We start from the raw sequence: 23383 nt of genomic DNA, 5'->3' as shown, positions 1-23383 counted from the left end.
CATGTACGACGACGATGAGTTGCAGGCAGTGTCCGGCCCCGGACTGAGCACCTTGCTGCAACAGTTCGGCTCGGGTGCTCGCGAGCGTGGCGAACGCTACGCTCGCGAGCGGCGGGTCGGCGAGCTCACACTCACCGAAGACCCGAATGCGAACCCCGGCTGGACGGTGGACGCCGAAGTGGGCGGCAGCTCGGGCAACTACGAGACCTGGCTGGACCTGGTGCGCGACGAAAACGGCCAGTGGTGGTTTGGCGCGGGCTGCGATTGCCCGGTAGGCCAGCGCTGCAAGCACGCGGTCGCGCTGTTGCTTGAGCTGTCAAGGCAGCAGCCTGAGGTCGTGCCACCCACCCAGCCCCAGGCGCCGCGCGCCACCTCGGCACCGGCGGCAACACCGGTGGGCAAAGCGGCGTCCCGGCAGCCGTCCGCCGAAGAAGCGGCGGCTCAGCGCTGGCTGGAAAATCAACAGTTGGTTCGGGTCAGCCTGTCTTTCAGACCCTCACAGCCCGATGGCATCGTTTATTTCGAACTGGCAGAACATCGCGGCCATCAGCCGGGCGAGCACAGGCTCACGCTGAGGCCGGCGCGCAGCAAATTGCTGAAGAAGACCGGGTTGCCGGGACGCTTGCAAAGCCTGCCCTCGCAGAACTTTCACGACTTCAACGCCCATGCCGGAGACCCGGATTTGCTGTTCCTGCTGCAGAACCTGGAGGCCATGCAGCACCTGTCCGGTTCGCGCTGGAACACCCTGCCTTGGGGCGTCCTGGCCGGCGCGCTGGCGCGACCCACGCTGGAGCGGGTCCTGGCCAGTGGCCGCGTGGTTCAGCGCCTGTCCGACGACACGCCGTCTGCACCCTGGCATTGGGGCCCGAGCCGCCGCCTGGACTGGACCTGGCAGCCCCTGGCCTCGGCCATGTGGGCGCTGAGCCCATGCATCCGGGACGCGCACGGCCAGGAAGCCGCTGCCGTGCCCTACCTGGGGCAGGCCAATCTCTATCGGGACGACGCCACCCACTGCATCGGTCCACTGGATCTGCAAGGCATCGCCGAGTCGCAGGTTGCGCAATGGCTGCGCTGCCCGCCCATGCCGGAGGCCTGGCTGCGCCAGCAGCCGGAACTGCGGGGGCTGCTGCCTTCGCTGCCGGAGGCCGTGGCCGAGCCGGTGGTGCGCACCATCCGGCAGATCGCGCCGCGGCCAGTGCTCCGGCTGCGCTGGCCCGAACCGGCGGCCAGGCGCTCGAAACCTGCTGCACCCGCGCCCGTGGCCGAGGCGGAACTTTGGCTCGACTACGACGGCCTGCGTTGCGCCCCCTGGCCGGCGCGCGCGCCCGTACGCCAGTTCGTTACGAGCGCGCAAGGGTTAGTGGAACTGCACCGCGAGCCGGCCGCCGAATTGGCCGCAGCGCATGCCTGGGCCGAATTCGCCACACCGCGCCATGTGACCACATCGGACATCACGGACCCGCCGCACCACTGGCAACTGGGTGGCGCCAGGAGCGAAGACCCGAAGACCCTGCTGGCCGGCTGGCTGACCCAGGATTTCGCGCCACTGCGCGAGCTGGGCTTCATCGTTGAACTCGACGAGGATTGGCTGCGCCGCACCCAGCGGGTCGACGACATCTCCGCCAGCCTGGAAAGCAGCGACCCGCGCGATGCCGGGGGCTGGTTGGACCTTTCCCTGGGCTTCGACATCGACGGCCGGCGCATCAACCTGCTGCCCTTGCTGCCGCAGGTGCTGGCCGGCCTGAATCTGGATGCCGCCAACGATCCCGCCGCCCTGCCCGAGCATTTCTGGCTGCAAACGGACGACAACCACTGGTGGCAGCTGCCCTCGGCGCCGCTACGGCCGTGGCTGCAGGTGCTGATCGAGCTGCTGGGGGAACGCGAAGGCGACTTCGGCAGCGAATCCTTGAGCCTTTCGCCGGTGGAAGCCTTGCGGCTGGGCGCCGACCAGGCCGAGTTCGGCCAAAACGGCCATGCCGCTTTACGAGAGGTGCTGGCGCCACGCCAGGCCGGAGTCACGCTGCCACCGCCTCCCGAGGGACTGCAGGCCAAGCTGCGGCCGTACCAGCAACAGGGCTGGGCCTGGATGAGCGCACTCGCCAAGCATCGCCTGGGCGGCGTGCTGGCAGACGACATGGGCCTGGGCAAGACCCTGCAGACCCTGACCCACCTGCTGGACGAACAACGACGTGGCCTGGGCCGGCACCCAAGCCTGATCGTGGTGCCTACCAGCCTGGTCGGCAACTGGCACCGCGAATGCGAGCGCTTCGCGCCCGAACTGCGCATGCTGGTGCTGCACGGCGCCGGCCGCCACGCGCGCCACGCCGAGTTGGCTGAACACGATGTGGTACTGACGACCTACCCCTTGCTGCAACGCGATCTGCACGTGCTGGTCGAACAGTCCTGGCATGCCCTGGTCCTGGACGAGGCCCAGACGCTGAAGAATGCGCGCACCCATACCGCCAAGGCGGCCCGGCAACTGCACGCCCACCACCGCATCGCGCTGACCGGCACGCCGATGGAGAACCACCTGGGCGAGCTGTGGAGCCTGTTCGACCTGGTGCTGCCGGGCTACCTCGGGCGCGAGCCGCGCTTCACCGAGCTGTACCGCACGCCCATCGAAAAGCAGCGCGACAGCCGTCGCCTGGCCTTGCTCCGCCGCCGGCTCATGCCCTTCATGCTGCGCCGGGACAAGCGCATGGTGGCATCGGAACTGCCGCCGAAGATCGAGCAGGTCGTGCGCGTGCAACTGGGCGCAGCGCAAGCCAATCTTTATGAAACCATCCGCGCTGCCGCCGAGGCCTCGGTGCAGAAGGCGCTCGCCGCCAAAGGCCTGGCCCGTTCCCAGATCTTCGTGCTGGACGCCTTGCTCAAGCTGCGCCAGGCCTGCTGCGACCCGCGACTGGTCAAGCTGAAGAACAACCGCCAGAAGATCGGCAGCGAATCGGCCAAGCTGACCTGGTTGCTGGAGAACCTGCCGCAGATGCTGGAAGAAGGCCGCCGCATATTGCTGTTCTCTCAGTTCACCTCGATGCTGGCGCTGATCGAAGCCGCGCTGGCCAGCGCCGACCTGCGCTGGACACTTCTGACCGGCGACACCCTGGACCGCGAGGCCGCGATCACCCGTTTCACATCGGGCGAGGTGCCGCTGTTCCTGATCAGCCTGAAAGCCGGCGGCACCGGCCTGAACCTGCCGCAGGCCGACACCGTGATCCATTTCGACCCCTGGTGGAACCCGGCTGCCGAGAACCAGGCCACCGACCGGGCCCACCGTCTGGGGCGGACCCAGACCGTCTTCGTCTACAAGCTCGTGGCTGATGGCACGCTGGAAGAGCGCATCCTCGCGATGCAGGCCCGCAAGGCAGAACTTGCCCGCAGCGTGCAAGGCGCAGCAGATGCCGAAGACACCAGCGCCCGCCTCAGCGAAGCCGACCTGAACTGGCTGCTGCAGCCGCTGGGCGCTGCCACGCTCGGCGAAGCCAGCAGCGTCTCCACCGAAAATTCCGAAATGGCCTCTGCATGAACAGCATCGCCGCCCTCTCACATTCCACTGGAACTCCATGCGCGCAGATCAATTGATTCTTCAACGAGGCCTCGTGGCCACCCGGTCGGCGGCTCAGCGCCTGATCGAGAGCCATGCCGTGCGGTGGAAGGGGCCCAAGGGCTGGGCGGTGATCAACAAGGCGGGGCTGGACGTGCCGGAGGAGTGTGAGCTGCAGGTCACCGACGACGCCGAGCTGCGTTTTGTCTCGCGCGGCGGGCTGAAGCTGGAAGGCGCGCTGAAGGCCTGCAAGATCGACGTGGCCGGGCGGCAATGCCTGGACCTGGGGCAGAGCACCGGCGGCTTCACCGACGCGCTGCTGCAGGCGGGCGCGGCCCATGTGGTGGGCATCGACGTGGGCCACGGCCAGTTGCACCCCAAGCTGCAGGCCGACGAGCGCGTGACCAGCTTCGAGGGCCAGAACGCGCGCGACGTCGAGGGCTCGCCGTTTGCGGCCAGCTACGAACCGCACAGCTTCAACTTCGTGACCGGCGACCTGTCCTTCATCACCTCCACCCACGTGCTGCCGACCATGGTCGAGTACCTGGCGCCGGGCGGCGACCTGCTGGTGCTGATCAAGCCGCAGTTCGAGCTGCAGCCCGCGCAGATCGGCAAGGGCGGCATCGTCAAGGACAAGGTGCACTTCATCGAGGTCGAGAACCGCCTCTGGCAGGCCTGCAAGGCGCACGGCCTGAAGGTGCAGAAGTACTTCGAGAGCCCGATCAAGGGCGGCAACGGCAACACCGAATTCTTCGTCTGGGCCAAGCAGCCCGCTTGAACCTGCAAGCCAGATTGACATGACCTCCATCAGCCTAGAGTTCTTTCCGCCGAAGACGCCCGAAGGCGTGGTCAAACTTGCTGCCGTGCGCCAGCAGCTCTATGCGCTCAAGCCCGAGTTCTGCTCGGTGACCTATGGCGCTGGCGGCTCGACGCAAGACGGCACGCTGGCCGCCGTGCAGGCCATCCTGGCCGAGGGCATGGACGCGGCCTCGCACTTCACCTGCGTGGGGGCCACGCGCGCGTCGGTGCGCGAGAAGCTGCAGCTGTTCCAGGGCGCCGGCATCCGCCGGCTGGTGGCGCTGCGCGGCGACCTGCCCAGTGGCTACGGCGCCTTCGGCGAGTTCCGCTATGCCAGCGACCTGATCGCCTTCATCCGCGAGACCACCGGCACACACTTCCACATCGAAGTGGCCGCCTATCCGGAGATGCACCCGCAGGCCAGGTCGCCGCAAGCCGACCTGGAGGCCTTCGCGACCAAGGCGCGGGCCGGTGCGAACTCGGCGATGACGCAGTTCTTCTTCAATGCCGATGCGTATTTCCGCTTCGTCGACGAAGCCCGCGCGCTGGGGCTGGACCTGCCCATCGTGCCCGGCATCATGCCCATCACCAACGCCAGCGGCCTGATGCGCTTTGCCGACAGCACCGGCGCCGACATTCCGCGCTGGATCCGCATGCGGCTGCAAAGCTTTGGCGATGACACGGCCAGCATCAAGGCCTTCGGGCTGGACGTGGTCAGCGCGCTGTGCGAGCGCCTGATCGCCGGTGGCGCGCCGAGCCTGCACTTCTACACGATGAACCAGAGCACGGCCACGCTGGCGCTCTGCGAGCGGCTGGGCCTGGGCGGCTGAGCCCTGTGGCGCCGGCGCATCACCGCGCCTGCGCCAATGCTGACCTGGATCAAGCGCTTTCCGCGGACACCGCCTCGCGCACCGGCAACTTGCGCCAGCACAGCTTGACGAACCCCTCCCCCGGTTGCAATGACATCACGTCATGTCATTCAACAACAAGGAGTTCGCCACCATGCGCAAGACCCTCATCGCCCTGGCCGCCGTTGCCGCCGCCCTCGCCCCCCAATTCGCCGCCGCCCAGCAAGACAGCGGCCAGTGGCTGCTGCGCGCCCGTGCGCTCTACCTGCAGTCCGACAACAGCGACAGCACCGGGCTGGACCTGAAGATCAACGACAAGGCCTTTCCCGAGTTCGATGTCAGCTACTTCTTCACGCCCAACATCGCCACCGAACTGGTGCTGACCTACCCGCAGCGCCACACCATCCGCTCGGGCGACACCATCATCGGCAGCCTCAAGCACCTGCCACCCACGCTGACGCTGCAGTACCACTTCACCGACCTGAAGGCGTTGCGGCCCTACGTCGGCGCCGGCCTGAACTACACCCGCTTCTCGTCGGTCAGCTTCGAGCCCGCGGTAGATGCGGCGCTGTCGCCCTCGATCAAGAAGAACAGCTTCGGCTGGGCGCTGCAAGCCGGCGTGGACGTGCCGGTGAAGGACGGCTGGCTGGTCAACTTCGACCTGAAGAAGGTGCAGATCGAGACCGATGTGAGCTCGGCCGGCACCAAGGTCGGCACCTTCAAGGTCAACCCGCTGCTGGTCAGCGTGGGTGTCGGCAAGCGGTTCTGATTCAAGCCCGGGCGATCTTCACCCAGGACAGTTCATCCCACACCTGCGCGGCGCCGGCCGGCCGGCGCCGATGCCGCGCGCCACCTGCCGACACCCGCGCCTGCAGCCGGGCCAGATGCGACTGCAGGCGCTGATCTTCCGGCCAATGCCGCAGGCTATCCTCCGCAACACGCAGCGCCATGTTCAACCGGCCCAGCTTGAGCAGGGTCGCGCTGAGGTGCAGGAAGATGCCCGCGGACCTGACGCCGCTTGCGAGCGCCTGGGCCAGGACCTCGCGGGCGCCCGGCAGGTCATCGATCTTGAGCAGCAGCTTGCCCAACTGCTCGTTCATTTCGGGATCGTCGGTCGCGATGAAGTGCGCCTCCCGCGCCGCCTGCACGGCGTCGCCCATGCGACCCGTGCGCGACAGCACCTGCGCGCGCTGCATGTGGAACTGCGCCGAGCCCGGCGCCATGGCCAGCGCGGCGTCGATGGCGGACAGCGCGTCTACCCACTGTTCGGCCTGCATCTGGCGCCGGCTCAGCTGAAACAAGCGTCTTGGGTGCTCCCCGTCGCCAAGCATCTGACGGCTCAGTTGCCTGGCCTCATCCTCTCGCCCCAACACCTGCAGGACTTTGGCCTTGAGCCAGATCGAGGTCGGGTCCCGCTCATCACGGGCCACGGCCGCATGCGCAGCTGCGAGCGCTGCATGTGGCCGACGATGGGTCAGCAACCGCCTTGAAAGATTTTTCCAGTAGGTCTTCGAGTCGCGGCGCGCATGGCGATGCAACTGCGGCCCGAGCGAATCGCCCTGCAGCACGTCCAGCACCGCGGGCTTCAACTGCCTGGCTTCATGGAGGAATTGAAGGCAGGGATGACCACTGTGCGGCAAGGCCAAAACATGCAGCCGAGAAGGCGCGATCAGGGCCCTCAATCGGTCCACGTGCAGCCAGTCTGCGTCCTGCGAATCGGCCCACACGAAGTAGCGGCAATCGGCTCCCAGCGCAGCCGCATCAATGCGGTAGCGCCAGGCCAATTGCTGGCCGAAAAATGCCCAGCGCTTGTCGAATGCTTGGTCGATCGCGAACTGAGGGGAGCAGGCCAGGACGGTGTCGAGTTTCAACCGACCTGAAAACGCGATGGCTGCAAAGCCCCCCATCGACGAGCCGTAGCCCACCCGGCGCTCATGGCCTCGATCGGCCACAAAGGCATTGATGGCCGAAAAGAGTTCGGCGGGCACTTCCTGAAACCAGCCATCCACCGAAGACTTGAATGCCAGGACATCGAAACCTGACTTCAGCAGGAAGTCGCCGCCAAACCCCGTGCCGTCGAGCTGCTTGTTGTTCGAGGGCGTGAAGGTCACGGCCAGCGGCCGCCGACCGCCGTCGTTCATCGAGAAAAACTGAACCTTTAACGTCTTGGAGACGTGGAAATCCAATGCCTGCATGCAGCCCTGCCGCCGGTTTTCTAGTGGCCACTCCCGGCCCGCGCGCACGAATGCCGGCGAGCCCCTTCGCGGGACTATAACGACGATTGACAGGTACGTGACAGGAATGCCCCAAGCGGCGGCAGTATTACCACTGAGGAAGCAAGGCTACTTGTCCAGCTGAACGCCCTCTTCGTTCAGCATCGCATCGAGCGGCACGTCGTGCGGCTCGGGCTCCAGCCACGGCACGTAGCCGTGCGAGTAGCCCAGGCCGGCGGTGTACGGCTTCGGCTGGATCTCGGCCAGCGTGCGGTCGTAGAAGCCGCCACCGTAGCCCAGGCGCACGCCGCCGGGGCCGTAACCCACACACGGCACCAGCAGCAACTGCGGGTGGAAGATCTCGGTGTTTTTGGGCTTGGGGATGCCGTAGGCGTCCTCTTCCATCTCGCAGCCGGGATACCAGACGTGAAAGCTCAGGCGCTTGGTCTCGCGGTTCATCACCGGCAGCCCGATGCGCCGCGGCGGCTGGCCGGGCTCCGCTGCCTCGCTCCAGCGGTACAGCGCCGGCAGCGCGTCGAACTCGCCCTTGATCGGCCAGTAGGCGCCAATCGTGGTTTCCGGCCGCTTGATCAGCCAGACCTGCAGCACTTCCTGCAGCTGCGCCGCGCGCTTGTGGCGGTCCAGCAGCCCCATGCGTTCGGCCTGCAATTGTTTGCGCAGCACAGCCTTGTCGCGGGACGGTTCCAGTTGCAGCTTGAACGGCAGGGTCATGGTCGGACTCGGTACCAGGGAGCTTTGCATTGTGCGGCCTGAGCGGCCTGTGCACACCTGGCCTGACCCGCGAGAATCCGACCATGAGCAATGACTTCGTGGCGTGGTGCCGGGAATTGCTGTCGCCGCTGGGCACGGTGCGCAGCCGCCGCATGTTCGGTGGCCACGGCTTCTACGTGGATGACCTGTTCCTCGCACTGATTTTTGACGAGCGGCTGTACCTGAAGGTCGACGACGAAACCCGCGCGAGCTTCGAGGCCCAGGGCTGCACACCATTCACCTACAGCGTGCGCGACGGCGGCCAGCACTCGCTGAGCTATTTCACCGCGCCAGACGACGCGATGGACTCTCCCGCTCAGATGCTGCCGTGGGCCCGGCTCGCGCTGGCTTCGGCGCTGCGTGCCAGAGCCAGCAAACCGCCGGCCAGGAAACGCGCGCCAGCTGCCACGCCACGGCCGGTCTCCTCGCGCAAGCGGGCGAAGGGCAAGGCCGGTTGAGCCTGCCAGGCCAGTTGCACCGGCTTGCCCGCTTCCCATGGGCCGGCAGACAGCTGCTCGCCACGCTGCACGTGCAGCGTTTCGCCGGCTTGCAGCACATGGTCGGACAGGTCGCCGGCGCGGGTGATCCACACCTCGCCTTGCAGCACCTTGAGGTCGCCGGCGCGCGGGGCGCGCCAGGCTTGGGCTTGGCGCAGGGTCATCGCTTGAGAGGCTTGGGTTTGCATGGTGAGGCTCCTTTGGGCTGGCGGTGTCAATAGCGTTCTTGCATCAGTGCGGTGGAAGAAGCTCACCGCTGCATGACCTGAATCATCGGCGTGTGGGCCGTAAAATTCCAATGAGACTTGGCGCAGGGATTGATACCATCTGCGCATGAATACGCCGCTTTCCGGTGCACGCCAGCGCCCGCTCTCGCTGGACGGCCTGCGCAGCTTCGAGGCCGTTGCCCGGCTGCTCAGCTTCAGCGCCGCGGCCGAGGAAATGCACCTCACGCAGCCGGCCATCAGCCGCCAGATCAAGGGCCTGGAGCAAGAGCTGGGCGCCAGCTTGTTCAACCGCGGCACCCGCAAGGTCGAGCTCACTGCCGCCGGCCACGCGCTGCTGCGCAGCGTGGCACCGCTGCTCACGCGGCTGGACACCAGCGTGCGCCAGATCCGCATGGCGCGCTCGCGCACCCAGGTCAGCCTGACGACCTTCCCATCGTTCGCCTCGCTGTGGCTGATGCCGCGGCTGGTCAACTTCGAACGCCAACACCCGAAACTGGACATCCGCATCTCGGCCACCGACAGGCTGGTGGAAGTGGACGATGCCGAGCTGGACTTGGCGCTGCGCAGCTGCATGCCCGACAAGGCCCCTGGCGGCGCCATCCGGCTGTTCGACGAGGTGCTGACGCCCGTGGTGGGCGCCCGCCTGGCCGACGCCATCGCCCGCGGCGAGGCACCGCCGCTGCGCACCCCCGCCGACATGAGCGAACACACGCTGCTGGAGATGGACGACGGCACCGCGCAGGCCACCGCGATGGCCTGGCCGACCTGGCTGGAGGCCAAGGGCCTGGGCCGGCTGCAGCCGCGTCGCTGGATCAGCGTCAACTTCACCCATCAGCAGATGCAGGCCGCGCTGGCCGGCCAGGGCGTGGCGCTGGCCCGGCTGCCGATGGTGCACGACGCGCTGGCCCGCGGCGAGATCGTCGAGCCCTTCGGCGAAACCGGCCGCCTCGGCTCGCCCTACAGCTACTGGCTGATCCCGCTGGGCGCCAACCCGGCCGAGCGCCCCGAACTGCAGGCCTTCACCGCGTGGCTGCTCGCGCAGTCCAAAGAGACCTGTGACGCGGTGGGTTGTAGTGGCCGTGACTTACGATGAAGCGCCCCGGCTCTCAACCACGCCTCGCCATGCAGCTCTACATCGGCAACAAGAACTACTCGTCCTGGTCCATGCGCCCGTGGGTGCTGATGCGCCACTTCGGCATCCCGTTCGAAGAGGTCATGGTGCGCTTCGACAGCTTCGAGGCCGACTCCGCCTTCAAGGCCACCGTCAACGCCGTGGCGCCCACCGGCAAGGTGCCGCTGCTGGTGGACGAAGGTTTCGCCGTGTGGGACACGCTGGCCATCGCCGAATACGTGGCCGAAAAGTTTCCGAACCTGCCACTGTGGCCAGTTGACCAGCGCCAGCGCGCTCGTGCCCGCAGCCTGTGCGCCGAGATGCATGCCGGCTTCGGTCACCTGCGCAACCATTGCTCGCAAAACATCGAAGCTTCACTGCCCGAAGTGGGCGCGAAGCTGATGGCAGAACAACCCGGCGTCGTGTCAGACCTGCAGCGCCTGCAAGCCATGTGGACCGAAGCCCTGGACCAATCCGGCGGCCCCTTCCTCTTCGGCAGCTTCGGCATCACCGACGCCTACTTCGCCCCGGTCGTCGGCCGCATCCGCACCTATGCGCTGCCGGTTTCCGGGATCGTTGCCGAATACATCGCCAACGTGTGGGAGACGCCAGGTGTCGCGGCGTTTGTGGGTGAAGCGCTGGCGGAGAAGGACTTCCGGGAATTCGAAGAGCCGTATCGGAAGTCTGCGGCGGGTTGACCGTAGGTCGGCGCACGATCAGGTCGCCGGGTGGCCGATGTAGCGAAGTAAAGGAGGAGCCGAAGGCGGGGGACATGAGCGGAATCGGTCGCCCGGCGGCCTCGCACGACAACACCTCGGCGAAGGCCTTTCAACCTTTGGCGACCAACGCCGTCCGCAAACGCCCAGGCGCCATGCCGTAGTGCTGCTGGAAAAGTCGGATGAAGTGCGCCGAGTCCGCAAAGCCACTGTCGGCCGCAATGACGCTGATGGTGGCGTCCGTCGTGGTCAGCAGCCACCGCCCGAACTTCAGGCGCGAGCGGCGGTAGAACTCGGCGGGTGACAGGCCCGTCTCGGCGACGAACACCCGCTCCAGTTGCCGCCGGTTGCAGTCCACCAGCCGCGCGATCACGCCGATTTCCAGCGGCGTGGCGATGTTCTTTTCCATCAGCAGGATGGCCTGGCGCAGCTTGTCGTTGTCGGCACCGGCGTAGCCCAGCGCGTGGCGGCGGGCGACGTGGGAGCTGGCGGCGCGGCGGGTGACGGTCATCTGGTGCACGACCTTGGCCGCGCGGTCGGCCCCGCAGTGGCGGCGCACCAGCTCGGTGGCCAGCTCGATGATGGAGACGCCGCCGGCGCAGGTGATGCGGTCGCCGTCAATCAGGTAGTCGCCGTGCGTGCTGTGCGGCAGCGCGGGGAACAGGCGCTGCCAGTCGGCCACGTGGAAGGGGTGCACGCAGGCGGTGTGGCCGTCCATCAGGCCGTGGTGCGCCAGCACGAAGCTGCCGGTGCAGATGCCTAGCAGCGGCACGCCCGAGGCCGCGGCCTGTTTCAGAAAGCGGACCTGCCGGCGGTCCGCCTTGTCCAGCTGCGGCAGCAGGCCGCCGATCACCGCGATGTAGTCGAACGTGGCTTCCGAGCCCAGCGACTGCTGCACCGGCACCTCGATGCCGCAGCTGGCCGCAATGCGCTCGCCAGGCGTGCCCAGGACCGTCCAGCTGCAGCGCAGCTGCTGGCTCTGGTCGCCGATGTCGGCCGCGTGGCGCAGCGCGTCGCACAGGCCGGCCAGCGACAGCAGCGGGAACTGCGGCCACAGCAGGATGCCGATGCGCAGTTCCACGCCGCCCGCGCCGGGTGCGTCCAGGCGCGCCACCAGGGCATCAGCGCCAGTGTCTGGTGCAGCTTTGACGGTTCGGGCGGCTTGTCGCATGCGTTCAATTCGGGGGGTTGCGCCTTCAATGCAAGAAGCAGGCGCGTTCCTAAAGTCGGCTTCGTTCAACCCACCCAAGTGTGTCTCCCAAGGAGTTGCCGATGACCCCGTTCTTGCCCCTGTTGCGCCGCCTGCTGCCTGCTGCACTGCTGTTGAGTGGCGCTTGCGCCTTTGCGCAAACGCCCGCCACCGTCGAGCCCGGCACGCTGACGATTGCCTTCACCGGCGACATGCCCGGCACCGGCTGGCAGGACGGCAAGATGATCGGCTACGACGGCGAGGTGCTGCAGCACGTGGCCGACACGCTGAAGCTGAAGGTCAAGCCGGCGCTGATGGAATGGTCCGGCACCATCGCCTCGGTGCAGGCCAAGCGCGTGGACCTGATGGCCGGCACCATGGGCTGGACCGAGCAGCGCTCGAAGATCATGCTGCTGAGCGACCCGATCCACTACTTCAAGAACGGCATCACCCAGGTCGACAAGACGAACTGGACCACACTGAAGGACCTGGAGAAGAAGAAGGTCGGCACCATCACCGGCTTCTCGTTCATCCCCGAGCTGCGCAAGATCCCCGGCCTGGAGCTGTCGCTCTACGACACCTCCGACGCCGCGGTGCGCGACATGCTGGCCGGCCGCATCGACGCGGTGATCGGCGACCCGCCGGTGATGCAGTACGCCATCTCGCGCAACCCGCAGTGGCACCTGCGCTTCAACGCCTTTACCGACAACAATCCCGACTTCCCGCTGCTGACCGGGCTGGGCCAGGTGGTGATCGGCCTGAACAAGGATTCGCCCGAGCTGCTGGCTGCGGTGAATGCCGAGATCGGCAAGCTCTGGCAGGGCTGCGAGCTGAAGAAGATCGGCACGCGCTACGGGCTGGTGCAGGACGTCTGGTACATGCCGGTGGGCAAGAACTTCCGCGCCGGCGTGGACCGCCCGGCCGGCTGGCCACTGCCCAGCTGCAAGTAAGCCCTGCCGCCGGAAGCTGTCGCCATGAATACCACCCCTCCACCGCTGCTGCAGGTGCGTGACCTGCACAAGCGCTACGGCGCCCTGGAGGTGCTCAAGGGCATTTCCTTCGACCTGCATAAGGGCGAGACGCTCTCGCTGATCGGACCCAGCGGCTCGGGCAAGTCCACCTGCCTGCGCTGCCTGAACTTCCTGGAACGGCCCGACGGCGGCTCGGTGACGCTGGGCCACCAACGCATCGGCCAGCGCCAGGGTGGCAACGGCCAGTGGCGCTTCATGACCGACAGCGAACTCGCGCCGCAGCGCGCCGGCATCGCGATGGTGTTCCAGCTGTTTTACCTCTGGCCCCACCTCACGGTGCGCGACAACGTGGCGCTGGCGCCGATGAAGGCGCAAGGCATCCCCAGGGCCGAGGCCTACGCGCTGGCCGACGCGATGCTGGCCAAGGTGCACCTGCACCACAAGGCAGGCGAGTACCCGGAGCGGCTTTCCGGCGGCCAGCAGCAGCGCGTGGCGATTGCCCGCGCGCTGGCCCAGCAGCCGCAGCTGATCCTGTTCGACGAACCCACCTCGGCGCTGGACCCGGAGCTGGTCGGCGAGGTGCTGAACGTGATCCACGAACTGGCCGACGAAGGCCGCTCGATGATCCTGGTGACGCACGAGATCCGCTTCGCGCGCGAGACGGCCGACCGGGTCATCTTCATGGAAGGCGGCCACATCGTCGAGCAAGGCAGCGCGGCGGAGGTGATCGACCGGCCGCAGGCGGCGCGCACGCGGCAGTTCCTGGGCCAGATGCTCACGGCAGCCTGAAGTCGAGACATGAACGCCCTCGACGTGCTCCCGTCCATCCTCGCCACGCTGGCAGCCGGCGCCTGGACCGCCGCGCGCATCGCCGCCGGTGCGCTGGTCATCGCGCTGGCCGGTGGCCTCGCGCTGGCGCTGCTGGTGCATGCCAGCAGCGGTGGCTCGTTGGCCGGCCGGCTGCTGCGCGGCCTGGTCGCCGCGCTGATCGAATGGGCGCGCAACGTGCCGGCACTGGCCCACCTGTTCCTCTTGTACTTCGGCCTGGCCTCGGTCGGCCTGCGGCTCTCCCCGATGGCGGCCGCCATCCTCGGCCTGGGCGGCATTGGCGCGGCCACGCTGTGCGACGTCTTCGTCGCCGCGCTGAAGTCCCTGCACGTGGGCCAGCACGAAGCGGCCCTGGCCGCGGGGCTCACGCCCTGGCAAACGCTGCGCTTCGTGCTGCTGCCGCAGATGCTGCGGCTGGTGATGCCGGCGCTGACCAACTTCGCCAGCCAGCTGCTGAAGGACACCTCGCTGGCCTCGGCGATTGCCGCGCCCGAGATCATGTTCTTCGCCCGGCAGCTGGTCACCAGCACCTTCCAGACCCCGCTGATCTACGCCAGCGCGCTGGCGCTGTATGCCGCGATGCTGCTGCCGCTGGGCTGGGCCTTGTCCCGCTTCGAAACCCGGCTGACCCGCGGCCGGCTGGAGGCCACGCCATGACCGCATTCTTCGCGCTGTATGCCGACCAGTTGGCCGACTGGCTGCCCCGGCTGCGCCAGGCCGCGCTGCTGACCATCGCGCTTTCGCTGCTCGGCTTTGCGCTGGCGCTGCTGCTGGGCGCCGGCTGGGTCGCGATGCAACGCAGCGGCCGGCCGTGGCAGCGCCGCGTGGCGCAGGCCGCCATCCAGGGCCTGCGCACCGTGCCGCTGCTGGCTTTGCTGCTGGCGCTGTATTTCGCGCTGCCGGCGCTGGGCCTGCGGCTTTCGGGCTTCTGGGCCGGCGTGCTGGGGCTGGGCTTGCACGGCTCAGCCTATGTGGCCGAGTTGCTGCGCGGCGGCCTGTCCGCGGTGCACCGTGGCCAGCGCGAAGCCGCGTTGGCGGCCGGGCTCACGCCGCTGCAGGCCTTGCGCTTTGTCGTGCTGCCGCAGGCACTGCGCGTGATGTTGCCGCCCCTCTTGAACAGCTACGTCGCGCTGCTGAAAGACAGCTCTCTGTGCGCACTGATCGCCACCGACGAACTGATGCTCACCGCCCGCGCCATCGCCAGCGAGTCCTTCCTGCCACTGCACATCTTCCTGCTGGTGGGCGCCTTCTACTTCGCCATCGCCTTCCCGCTGTCCATGGCCTCGCGGCTGCTGCAACAGCGCCTCTCTCGCGGCCGACGCGGTCTCGGCGCAACATGACGCTTCCAATGAATCCCACGCCAGTCCACGCCTCCATCGCCCAGCTCTCGGCCGCGCTGCGCACCGGGTTGCTTACGAGCGAGCAGCTGGTGCAGGCCCAACTCGCCCGCGCCCGGCGGCTGGACGGCCAGTTGCACGCCTTCATCGAGTTGTATGCCGACGAGGCGGTGGCCAGCGCGCGTGCGCTGGACGCGCTGCGCCGGGCCGGCACCACGCTGGGCCCGCTGCATGGTGTGAGCATCGCGGTGAAGGACTTGTTCGAGATCGAAGGCCGCCTCATCACCGGCGGCGCCAGCGCGCTGCCGGCCCGGCGCTCCACGCTGGACGCGACCGTGGTGCGCCGGCTGCGCGCCGCTGGCGCGGTGCTGATCGGCAAGACCCACACCGTCGAACACGCGTTTGGCGGCTGGGGCACGAATGCGACCATGGGCACGCCATGGAACCCCTGGGACCTGGCGACACACCGCGTGCCGGGCGGCTCCAGCAGCGGCTCGGCCGTCGCAGTGTCGGCCGGCATGGCCAGCGCCGCGCTGGGCACGGACACGGGAGGATCGGTGCGCATTCCCGCGGGCCTGTGCGGCCTCACCGGCCTGAAGACCACGCACGGCCTGATCAGCCGCCACGGCCTGATCGAACTCTGCCCCACGCACGACACCATCGGCCCGCTGGCCCGCAGCGCCGAAGACGCCGCGCTGCTGCTGGACGCGATGGCCGGCCCGGACCCGGCCGACCCGGTCTCGCGCCTGTCGCCCGTGCGCCGCGTGGCCGGCGAGCAGTTGCAGCGCCCGATGGCCGGCCTGCGCGCCTGGGTGTTGCCGGCGGCGGAGCGTGAACACGTGTCACCCGAAGTGCTGGCTGGCTACGACGCCGCGCTGCAGGCCTTTCAGCGCCTGGGCTTGCAACTGGTGGAGCGCGCGCTGCCGCAGCCGCTGGCGGAGGCAATGGCGCTGGCCGGCGAGCTGATGAGCGCCGAGGGCTATGCGCAGCTGGGCCCGCTGTACGAGCGCGAGGACCTCAATTGGGACCCCCACGTGCGCCGCCGCATCCTGCTCGGCCGCCAGACCAGCGCCGCGCGCTACCAGCAGCTGCTGAGGGCCCGCGCGCAGGCGATGGCCGCGATGACGGCGGCAATGGACGGCATCGATGTCTGCCTGTTCCCGACCAACGCGATCAGCGCGATTCCCGTGGCCGAGGTGGACGAACTCGCCACGCCGCTGTCGCGCCTGGGCCGCTTCGTCAACTGGCTGGACCTGTGTGCGCTGGCGCTGCCGGTGGGCCTGTCGCCGCAAGGGCTGCCGGTCTCGCTGCAGGTGATCGGCCGGCCGCTGGCCGAACCGCTGATCCTGCGCGTGGGCCACGCGTTCCAGCAGGCGACCGAATGGCACCTCGCCGTGCCACCGGGACTGCAGGAGAGCGCCGCATGAAGGTTGGAGTGATCGGGGCCGGCCTGATCGGCTGCGCCACCGCCTATGCGCTGGCGCGCGAAGGCCATGAGGTGCTGCTGCTGGACGCCGCGAGCGGCCCCGGCCTGGCGGCCAGCCGGGCCAATGGCGCGCAGCTGAGCTACAGCTACGTTGAACCGCTGGCCTCGCCCGGCACGTTGCGCGGCCTGCCCAGGCTGCTGCTGGACCCAGCCTCGCCGCTGCGCGTGCGCCCGGTGGCGAACTGGCGGCAATGGGCCTGGGGCCTGCAGTTCCTCGCGGCCTGCACCACGGCGCAGGTGCAGCGCGGCACGGTCGAGTTGCTGGCACTGGCGCGCATGAGCCGGCAGACGCTGGAAGCCTGGTTGGCGGAAGAAGCCTGGGACATCGCATTCGCGCGCAACGGCAAGCTGGTGCTGTGCGCCAGCGAGGCCAGCCTGGCAGCGCAGCGTCGGCAAATCGCCTTCCAGTCCGGCCACGGCGCCGCGCCGCAGCAGGTGCTGACGGCAGACGAATGCATCGCCCGCGAGCCGGCGCTGGCCAGCCAGGCCGGGCAGATTGCCGGCGGCGTGTGGACAGAAAGCGAATGCGTGGCCGATCCGTTTGCGCTGTGCCACGCGCTGCTGGCCGGGCTGTTGCGGCTGGGCGGGCAAGCGCACTTCAACTGCACGGTCTCGGGCTTTGTCACCGCGAGCCGCAAAGTGCGGGCCGTGCGCAGTTCGCTGGGCGAGATCGAGGCGGACCACTGGGTGCTCGCCACCGGCAGCCAGAGCGCGCAGTTGGCCAAGCCGCTGGGGTTGCGGCTGCCGGTGTGGCCGCTGAAGGGCTACAGCCTGACGCTGCCGCTGCTGCGCCCCGAGCGAGCGCCGCGGGCGAGCGTGACCGACCTGTCGCGCAAGACGGTGTTTGCGCCACTGGCCGGCCAGTTGCGCGTGGCGGCCATGGCCGAGCTGGGCGGCCACGGGCTGGACATTCCACCGCTGCGCGTGGCGCAGATGCTGGCCTCGGTCGAGGCGCTGTTCCCAGGCGCCTGCGAGCTCGACGAGCCGCGGCCCTGGGCCGGCCTGCGCCCGGCCACGCCCACCGGGTTGCCGCTGATCGGCGCGGTGCCGGCCTGGGACAACCTGCTGCTGAACACCGGCCACGGCGCGCTGGGGCTGACACTCGCGGCTGGAAGCGCAGCCCGTGTTTGCGAGTGGTTGAGGCGACCCTGAAGCCCCTGCACCACGCCTGCCGAAGCGAGGGTTCGCCCACCCCCTGCGGTACAGTGCCCGCACGATGCTTCGCGCCCTGTCCAGCCTGTTCCGAATACCTCATTCCCGCGCAGCTTCGCGCCCCTGGGCCAAGCTGCTGCTGATCGCCGCAAGCACCGTGGCGGCACTGGCCGGTCCGGCGGCCGCCCAGGACCGCGACGACGCCATCCGTCAGGCCCGCGATGCGTTTGTGAAGCGTGACCGGCTCAAGCTTTCCGCGCTGCGCCAGCAGGTGCTGGACAGCCGCCACCCACTGGCGCCCTGGGTCGACTACTGGGAGCTGACTGGCCGGCTCAGCGAAGTGCGGGTGGACGAGGTGGAAGCCTTTTATGCACGCTGGCCGGGCAGCTACGTGGAAGACCGGCTGCGCAATGACTGGCTGCTGGAACTCGGCCGCCGCCGCGACTGGGCCAACTTCACCCGCGACCAGCCGCGTTTCCGCATGAACGACGACCGCGAGGTGACCTGCTACGCGCTGCTGGCCGAATACACCGCCGGGCGCGACATCCGCGACGGCGCGCGTCGGGCCTGGATGGCCCAGACCAGCCCCGACGAGGGCTGCCAGGCCCTGGCGCAGACGCTGACCGACGCCAAGCTGCTGAGCGGCGACGACGCCTGGCGCAAGCTGCGCCACGCCGTGGAACACAACCGCCAGAAGCTGGCGCGCAACACCGCCAACCTGCTGGGTGACGACGTGGCCAAGCCGCTGGGCGAGATCTTCGACAACCCGGCCAAGTACCTGGCAAAGAAGGCCAGCGCGCGCAACGGCACGCATGCCTGGCTCAGCGCACTGGCCATCGCTCGCCTGGCGTCTGGCGACGTGGACGTGGCAGCCAGGCAGTTGAACGAACGCTGGGGCACGATGCTGCCGGCCGAGCAGGCCGCGTGGGCCTGGGCCATCGTCGCCCGGCAAGGCGCGCTGGGCCTTCACCCGGACAGCCTGGACTGGCAGAAGAAGGCCTTCTCCCTGCTGAAAAAGCGCGAGGCCGATCGCCCGGACTGGAGCGACGAAACCCTGGGCTGGATGACCCGCAGTGCGCTGCGCCTGGGCCAGGGCAGCGAGCGCTGGACACTGGCGCTGCGCGACATCGAGGCGATGGGCACGACCGAGCGCAACGAGCCGGTCTGGCAGTACTGGCGGGCCCGCGCGGTGATGGCGCTGGCCAAGCCCGGCGAGGCAGGCAATGTGGACCGGCAGGAAGCCCGCAAGCTGCTCGAAGCGCTGGCGCCGCAGCTGGGCTACTACGGCCAGCTGGCCTCGGAAGATCTGGGCGCCGTGCAGCCGCTGCCGCCGCGCCCGGCGCCGCTGACCGCACCGGAACGCCAGGCCGCGCAAAGCCACCCCGGCCTGCAGCGCGGGCTGATGGCGCTGGCCGCGGGACTGCGCTCCGAAGGCGCCCGTGAATGGAATTTTTCGCTGATCGGCATGAGCGACCGCGAGCTGCTGGCCGCTTCGCAGCTGGCCTGCGAGCGCGAGGTGTGGGACCGCTGCATCAACAGCAGCGACCGCACCCGCGCCGAGTTCGACCTCAACCAGCGCTACCCGATGCCGCACCGCGAGCAGTTGCTGCCGCGCGCCAGCGAGATCGGGCTGGACCCGGCCTATGCCTACGGGCTGATCCGCCAGGAGTCGCGCTTCTATGTGGATGCGCGCTCGGCCGTGGGTGCGTCCGGCCTGATGCAGGTCATGCCTTCGACCGCGAAGTGGACCGCCAAGAAGATCGGCCTGGACTACAGGCCCGACATGCTCAGCGACCGCGACACCAACCTGCGCCTGGGCACCGCCTACCTGAAGCTGGCGCTGGACGACTTCAGCGGCTCGCAGACGCTGGCCGCCGCGGCCTACAACGCTGGCCCCGGCCGGCCGCGCCGCTGGCGCGACGGCCCGGTGCTGGAAGCGGCGATCTGGACCGAGAACATCCCGTTCAACGAGACGCGCGACTATGTGAAGAAGGTGCTGTCCAACGCCACCTATTACGCCGGCCTGATGAGCGGCAAACCCGCCTCGCTGAAGGCGCGCATGGGCGGCAGCATCGGCCCGCGCGACAGCAGCGTGCCCGAGCCGGCACCGGACCTGCCTTCGCGCGTGGACCCCACAACAGGCGAAGGAGCCTCACGATGAACCAGGTGCTGATCCTCGGCGGCAGTGGCTTTGTCGGCCGCACGCTGTGCGAACTGCTGGTGCGCGGTGACGACTTTGCGGACGGCCGCTTCCACGAGGCCCTTGGCAACGCGCTGGGCCGCCGCGACACCGCGCTGCGCCTGGTGGTGCCCACGCGCCGGCGCGTCAACGCCCGCAACATCCTGCCACTGCCGCTGGTCGACCTGCTGGAAGCCGATGTGCATGACGACAAGGCGCTGGACGGGCTGCTCCAGGGCTGCGACGCGGTGGTCAACCTGATCGCGAAGCTGCAGGGCAGCGAGGCCGAGCTGGATGCGGTGAACGCCAAGCTGCCGGCCCGTCTGGCCGCCGCCTGCCAGCACACCGGCGTGAAGCGCGTGGTGCATGTCAGCGCACTGGGTGCGGCCGCCGATGCGCCTTCGCGTTACCTGCGCAGCAAGGCCAAGGGCGAGGCTGCGCTGCAAGGCAAGGGCCTGACAGTGACGGTGCTGCGCCCCTCGGTGATCTTCGGCGACGGCGACCACATCACGCCGCTGTTCGCCTCGCTGCAGCGCCGCTTCCCGGTCCTGCCGCTGGCCGGCGCACACGCGAAGATGCAGCCGGTGTGGGTGGGCGACGTGGCCGCGGCGATTGCCAAGGTGCTGAGCTGGCCGGCCACGCAAGCTACGCCAGCGGTGATCGAATGCGCTGGGCCGGAAGTTGTCACGCTGGGTGAACTGGCCCAGCAGGCCGGCTGGGCCGCGGGCCAGGCGCGGCCGGTGTGGGCGTTGCCCGGCCCGCTGGCCACGCTGCAGGCCATGCTGATGGAACTCGCCCCCGGCGAGCCGCTGCTGAGCCGAGACAACCTGGCCAGCCTGACCGTGCCCAGCGTGGCCACTGCAAACGTGACCGGCCTGGCGTCGCTGGGCATCGTGCCGCAGCCGATGTCGGCCATCCTGCCCGCCACGCTGGGTGCCGGCCAGCGCTGCGCCCGGCTGGACGGCTTTCGTGCCCGCCACCGCTGAAACAGGACGGTCTCGCATGAAAGCCTACGTGGTGGGCGGCGCGGTGCGCGACGCGCTGCTGCAGCGCCCGGTCAACGACCGTGACTGGGTCGTCGTCGGCGCGACGCCGGCCGATATGGTCGCCGCCGGCTACACGCCCGTCGGCGCGGATTTCCCGGTCTTCCTGCACCCGCAAACACACGAGGAATACGCGCTGGCCCGCACCGAGCGCAAGACCGCGCCGGGCTACAAGGGCTTTGTGTTCCACACCTCGCCCGAGGTCACGCTGGCCGAGGACCTGGCCCGGCGCGACCTGACGATCAACGCGATGGCGCGCGACGACGACGGCGCACTGGTCGACCCCTTCAACGGCCAGCGCGACCTGCAGCAGCGTGTGCTGCGCCACGTCGGCGAAGCCTTTGCCGAAGACCCCGTGCGCATCCTGCGGCTGGCCCGCTTCGCGGCCCGTTTCGACGACTTCACGGTCGCCCCCGAAACCGAGGCGCTGATGCAGCAGATGGTGGCCGCCGGCGAGGTCGACGCACTGGTGCCTGAGCGGGTCTGGCAGGAGGTCTCGCGCGGGCTGATGGAAGCCAAACCCAGCCGCATGTTCGAGGTGCTGCGGCGCTGCGGCGCGTTGGCCCGGCTGATGCCCGAGCTGGACCGGCTCTGGGGCGTGCCGCAGCCGCCTGCGCATCACCCCGAAGTGGACACCGGCGTGCACGTGATGCTGGTGCTGGACATGGCCGCGCAGATGGCCGCGCCGCTCACGGTACGCTTCGCATGCCTGTGCCACGACCTTGGCAAAGGCACGACGCCGCCCGAGGAATGGCCGCGCCACCTGGCCCACGAAGCTCGCAGCGAAGACCTGGCACGCGAACTGGCGGTGCGCCTGAAGGCGCCCACCGAGTGCAGCGAACTTGCCCAGCTGGTCGCCCGCGAACACACCAACATCCACCGCGCCACTGAATTCAACGCCCGCGCGCTGATGCGCCTGATCGAACGCTGCGACGCCTTCCGCCGCCCGCAACGCTTCAAGGAAGCCCTGATCGCCTGCGAAGCCGACGCCCGCGGCCGCACCGGTTTCCAGGACCGGCCCTACCCCAGCGGCCCGCGACTGCTCAAGGCCGTCGATGCCGCAATGGCCCTGCCCACAAAGCCGATCGCCAGCGGTGCGATGGCCAAGGGCGCCCAGGGCCCAGCAGTTGCGGAGGCCATCCGCCTTGCGCGACTGCAAGCGGTGGCGCAAGCGTTAGATGAACATCTCGACGAAGGTTGACAGCTCGGTTGCGAACTCGCGTCAATCGCAAATGGCTGCAGGCTACGCATTGCCTCTCTTGAACCAGCGAAGGCTGCTCGGGAAGAGGAACAACACCGCCGCCAGTCCGAACACAACGCCTTGTCCAACGTAGATTGCCCGAAGCACCCCTGGGGGACTGGTCTCGTAGTACTGCATGCCCGCAACTGCCGTGAAGCCGAGAACGGCGAATGCCCACGGCAGTGAGCGCACCGCCTTGCGAACCAGGGCGTCAATCACCCACGCAGCGAGTGCGCCCGCCAACACAGTCAACACAGTCAACACAAGGAGAGGCGTGCTGTGTTCTCCGTGTTTGATGTACAGGTCCGCGATGCCCATAAGTAAGCCTGCCACCCCAAGAAGTCCTGCGATTCTCGGAATCACGGGCGGTGGGCCAGGTGGCCTCCTCGGCACCTGACTCGGTTCCAGGTCGGTGACTTCTGCTTGCGGAGGTGAGTAGAGGTTCGGCTCGTTCACGGTCAGTTGCCCCCGCATTCCTTCGCAATCACCGGCGCCATGCGCGAATGCAGAGATCCAGACTTCTGCGCCTGTAGCAAGTCGTCAAAATGCGCAATGCGTGACTTCGGATCCTTGCTGACAAAGACTGCATAGGCCTTCAGCGTGCTCTCAACCCCCGCAACCTGCAACGATAGCTGGTCCCGAATGCCTGGATTCTGTATTTGGTACGCAAGGTTTCCGAACATCTGCTGGGCAAGCAGCACGGCACTGTTCGGAGGAGACTGACTTGGAACCGGTCCGAGAATTTCGCAAACCGTGATGCTGAAGTCTTTTGTCTCTTCTAGCCACTGCATCAGCCACTTTCGACTCTGTGCTGCCTCGACTCCGAGCGGATTCTTCTCCAGCGTGGCGACAAGTCTTACAACGCGCTCAGAATCTTTCTCTGGGCTTGAAGGGTCAGCGGTCAAAGCCAAGCCACTTGCCAGAATGAGCGAGATCAGTGAGACAAGGTTGCGCATGATTTGTTGGTGTGGCGGCGTGGCTTCTTGAGCAATTCCAGGGACGACGGCTTTGCTCTGGAGACCGCATGGATGCAGAACCCGCCGTCACAACACCATCATCACACCCGACGCCACCAGGCTGAGCAAGATGCAACTCGCAAACGGCAGGAAGATCTGCCGGCCGAAGAAGCGAAAGCGCACGTCGCCGGGCAGGCGGCCGAGGCCGAGTTTCTGCAGCCAGTCACCGGCGCGGTTGAAGATCAGGCAGATCAGCAGCAGGACGATCAGCCAGCGCATG

The 23383-nt window shown here is 68.2% G+C and carries 22 protein-coding genes and 1 pseudogene; 16 read left to right on the top strand and 7 right to left on the bottom strand.

Annotation, left to right across the window (positions count from 1 at the left end):
• Position 1: 1 nt before the first annotated feature.
• The 4 genes from AC3WR5_RS28330 (at position 2) to AC3WR5_RS28315 (ending at position 5956) form a co-directional block, all read left to right on the top strand.
• The gene (locus AC3WR5_RS28330; RefSeq protein ID WP_492488832.1) at positions 2-3523 is read left to right on the top strand and encodes a DEAD/DEAH box helicase; all 3522 of its coding nucleotides are present in this window, start codon (positions 2-4) and stop codon (positions 3521-3523) included.
• Positions 3524-3596: 73 nt separating this feature from the next.
• The gene (locus AC3WR5_RS28325) at positions 3597-4319 is read left to right on the top strand and encodes a TlyA family RNA methyltransferase (protein WP_492488830.1); all 723 of its coding nucleotides are present in this window, start codon (positions 3597-3599) and stop codon (positions 4317-4319) included.
• A gap of 19 nt (positions 4320-4338) precedes the next feature.
• Entirely contained in the window at positions 4339-5169 is an 831-nt protein-coding gene (gene metF / locus AC3WR5_RS28320; RefSeq protein WP_141289710.1) for a methylenetetrahydrofolate reductase [NAD(P)H], read from the top strand.
• A 172-nt stretch (positions 5170-5341) separates the two neighbouring features.
• Positions 5342-5956, top strand: coding sequence for an OmpW/AlkL family protein (locus AC3WR5_RS28315; protein WP_141289713.1), 615 nt, complete (start codon positions 5342-5344; stop codon positions 5954-5956).
• Position 5957: 1 nt separating this feature from the next.
• On the opposite strand, the gene AC3WR5_RS28310 is transcribed toward AC3WR5_RS28315, so the two are convergent.
• Positions 5958-7382, bottom strand: coding sequence for a tetratricopeptide repeat protein (locus AC3WR5_RS28310; RefSeq protein WP_492488828.1), 1425 nt, complete (start codon positions 7380-7382; stop codon positions 5958-5960).
• 147 nt (positions 7383-7529) lie between these two features.
• Positions 7530-8132, bottom strand: a complete 603-nt coding sequence (locus AC3WR5_RS28305; RefSeq protein WP_141290281.1) for a 5-formyltetrahydrofolate cyclo-ligase — start codon at positions 8130-8132, stop codon at positions 7530-7532.
• A gap of 83 nt (positions 8133-8215) precedes the next feature.
• On the opposite strand from AC3WR5_RS28305, the gene AC3WR5_RS28300 reads away from it, so the two are divergent.
• Positions 8216-8629, top strand: coding sequence for a TfoX/Sxy family protein (locus AC3WR5_RS28300; RefSeq protein ID WP_141290282.1), 414 nt, complete (start codon positions 8216-8218; stop codon positions 8627-8629).
• A 47-nt stretch (positions 8630-8676) separates the two neighbouring features.
• Here the strand turns inward: AC3WR5_RS28300 and AC3WR5_RS28295 are convergent.
• Positions 8677-8832: pseudogene (locus AC3WR5_RS28295) on the bottom strand (DUF2917 domain-containing protein); the annotation flags it as partial.
• Between the two features lie 169 nt (positions 8833-9001).
• On the opposite strand from AC3WR5_RS28295, the gene AC3WR5_RS28290 reads away from it, so the two are divergent.
• Positions 9002-9988 carry a LysR substrate-binding domain-containing protein gene (locus tag AC3WR5_RS28290; protein WP_492488827.1) on the top strand — a complete coding sequence of 329 codons (987 nt, stop codon included), beginning with the start codon at positions 9002-9004 and terminating at the stop codon, positions 9986-9988.
• A gap of 29 nt (positions 9989-10017) precedes the next feature.
• The gene (locus AC3WR5_RS28285; protein ID WP_492488825.1) at positions 10018-10704 is read left to right on the top strand and encodes a glutathione S-transferase family protein; all 687 of its coding nucleotides are present in this window, start codon (positions 10018-10020) and stop codon (positions 10702-10704) included.
• Positions 10705-10834: 130 nt separating this feature from the next.
• On the opposite strand, the gene AC3WR5_RS28280 is transcribed toward AC3WR5_RS28285, so the two are convergent.
• Positions 10835-11893, bottom strand: a complete 1059-nt coding sequence (locus AC3WR5_RS28280) for a GlxA family transcriptional regulator (protein ID WP_492488823.1) — start codon at positions 11891-11893, stop codon at positions 10835-10837.
• A gap of 101 nt (positions 11894-11994) precedes the next feature.
• Here AC3WR5_RS28280 and AC3WR5_RS28275 point away from each other — a divergent pair, with 101 nt between their 5' ends.
• The 9 genes from AC3WR5_RS28275 to AC3WR5_RS28235 all read left to right on the top strand — a co-directional run bounded on the left by AC3WR5_RS28275 (position 11995) and on the right by AC3WR5_RS28235 (position 22108).
• Positions 11995-12861, top strand: a complete 867-nt coding sequence (locus tag AC3WR5_RS28275) for an ABC transporter substrate-binding protein (RefSeq protein ID WP_492488822.1) — start codon at positions 11995-11997, stop codon at positions 12859-12861.
• A 24-nt stretch (positions 12862-12885) separates the two neighbouring features.
• Positions 12886-13671 (top strand): amino acid ABC transporter ATP-binding protein, encoded by a 786-nt coding sequence (locus AC3WR5_RS28270; protein WP_492488820.1) that lies wholly within the window; start codon positions 12886-12888, stop codon positions 13669-13671.
• Between the two features lie 9 nt (positions 13672-13680).
• On the top strand, positions 13681-14367 hold the full coding sequence (locus tag AC3WR5_RS28265; protein ID WP_492488819.1) for an amino acid ABC transporter permease: 687 nt from the start codon (positions 13681-13683) through the stop codon (positions 14365-14367).
• Entirely contained in the window at positions 14364-15050 is a 687-nt protein-coding gene (locus AC3WR5_RS28260) for an amino acid ABC transporter permease (RefSeq protein ID WP_492488818.1), read from the top strand. Before AC3WR5_RS28265 ends, AC3WR5_RS28260 begins: the two co-directional genes overlap by 4 nt.
• An 8-nt stretch (positions 15051-15058) precedes the next feature.
• A complete protein-coding gene (locus tag AC3WR5_RS28255) occupies positions 15059-16474 on the top strand; it encodes an amidase (protein ID WP_492488816.1) in 1416 nt (471 codons plus the stop codon).
• Positions 16471-17685 (top strand): D-amino acid dehydrogenase, encoded by a 1215-nt coding sequence (locus tag AC3WR5_RS28250; RefSeq protein ID WP_492488814.1) that lies wholly within the window; start codon positions 16471-16473, stop codon positions 17683-17685. The genes AC3WR5_RS28255 and AC3WR5_RS28250 overlap by 4 nt, the downstream gene beginning before the upstream one ends.
• Before the next feature lie 64 nt (positions 17686-17749).
• A complete protein-coding gene (locus AC3WR5_RS28245) occupies positions 17750-19846 on the top strand; it encodes a lytic transglycosylase domain-containing protein (protein WP_492488812.1) in 2097 nt (698 codons plus the stop codon).
• Positions 19843-20850: a complex I NDUFA9 subunit family protein gene (locus AC3WR5_RS28240; protein ID WP_492488810.1), complete on the top strand. Its 1008-nt coding sequence runs from the start codon at positions 19843-19845 to the stop codon at positions 20848-20850. The genes AC3WR5_RS28245 and AC3WR5_RS28240 overlap by 4 nt, the downstream gene beginning before the upstream one ends.
• Before the next feature lie 16 nt (positions 20851-20866).
• Positions 20867-22108 (top strand): multifunctional CCA addition/repair protein, encoded by a 1242-nt coding sequence (locus AC3WR5_RS28235; RefSeq protein ID WP_492488809.1) that lies wholly within the window; start codon positions 20867-20869, stop codon positions 22106-22108.
• Between the two features lie 42 nt (positions 22109-22150).
• Here AC3WR5_RS28235 and AC3WR5_RS28230 read toward each other — a convergent pair whose 3' ends face one another.
• The 3 genes from AC3WR5_RS28230 to AC3WR5_RS28220 form a co-directional block, all read right to left on the bottom strand.
• Positions 22151-22465, bottom strand: coding sequence for a hypothetical protein (locus tag AC3WR5_RS28230; RefSeq protein WP_492488807.1), 315 nt, complete (start codon positions 22463-22465; stop codon positions 22151-22153).
• 140 nt (positions 22466-22605) lie between these two features.
• Positions 22606-23103, bottom strand: a complete 498-nt coding sequence (locus AC3WR5_RS28225; RefSeq protein WP_492488805.1) for a hypothetical protein — start codon at positions 23101-23103, stop codon at positions 22606-22608.
• A gap of 87 nt (positions 23104-23190) precedes the next feature.
• Positions 23191-23382: a DUF2905 domain-containing protein gene (locus tag AC3WR5_RS28220; RefSeq protein WP_492488804.1), complete on the bottom strand. Its 192-nt coding sequence runs from the start codon at positions 23380-23382 to the stop codon at positions 23191-23193.
• Between the last annotated feature and the right edge of the window lies 1 nt (position 23383).

The sequence above is a fragment of the Ideonella sp. FW305-24 genome, from assembly GCF_058788035.1.
The sequence above is the reverse complement of the archived record's forward strand: the minus strand, read 5'-3'. Positions and strand labels throughout refer to the sequence as shown.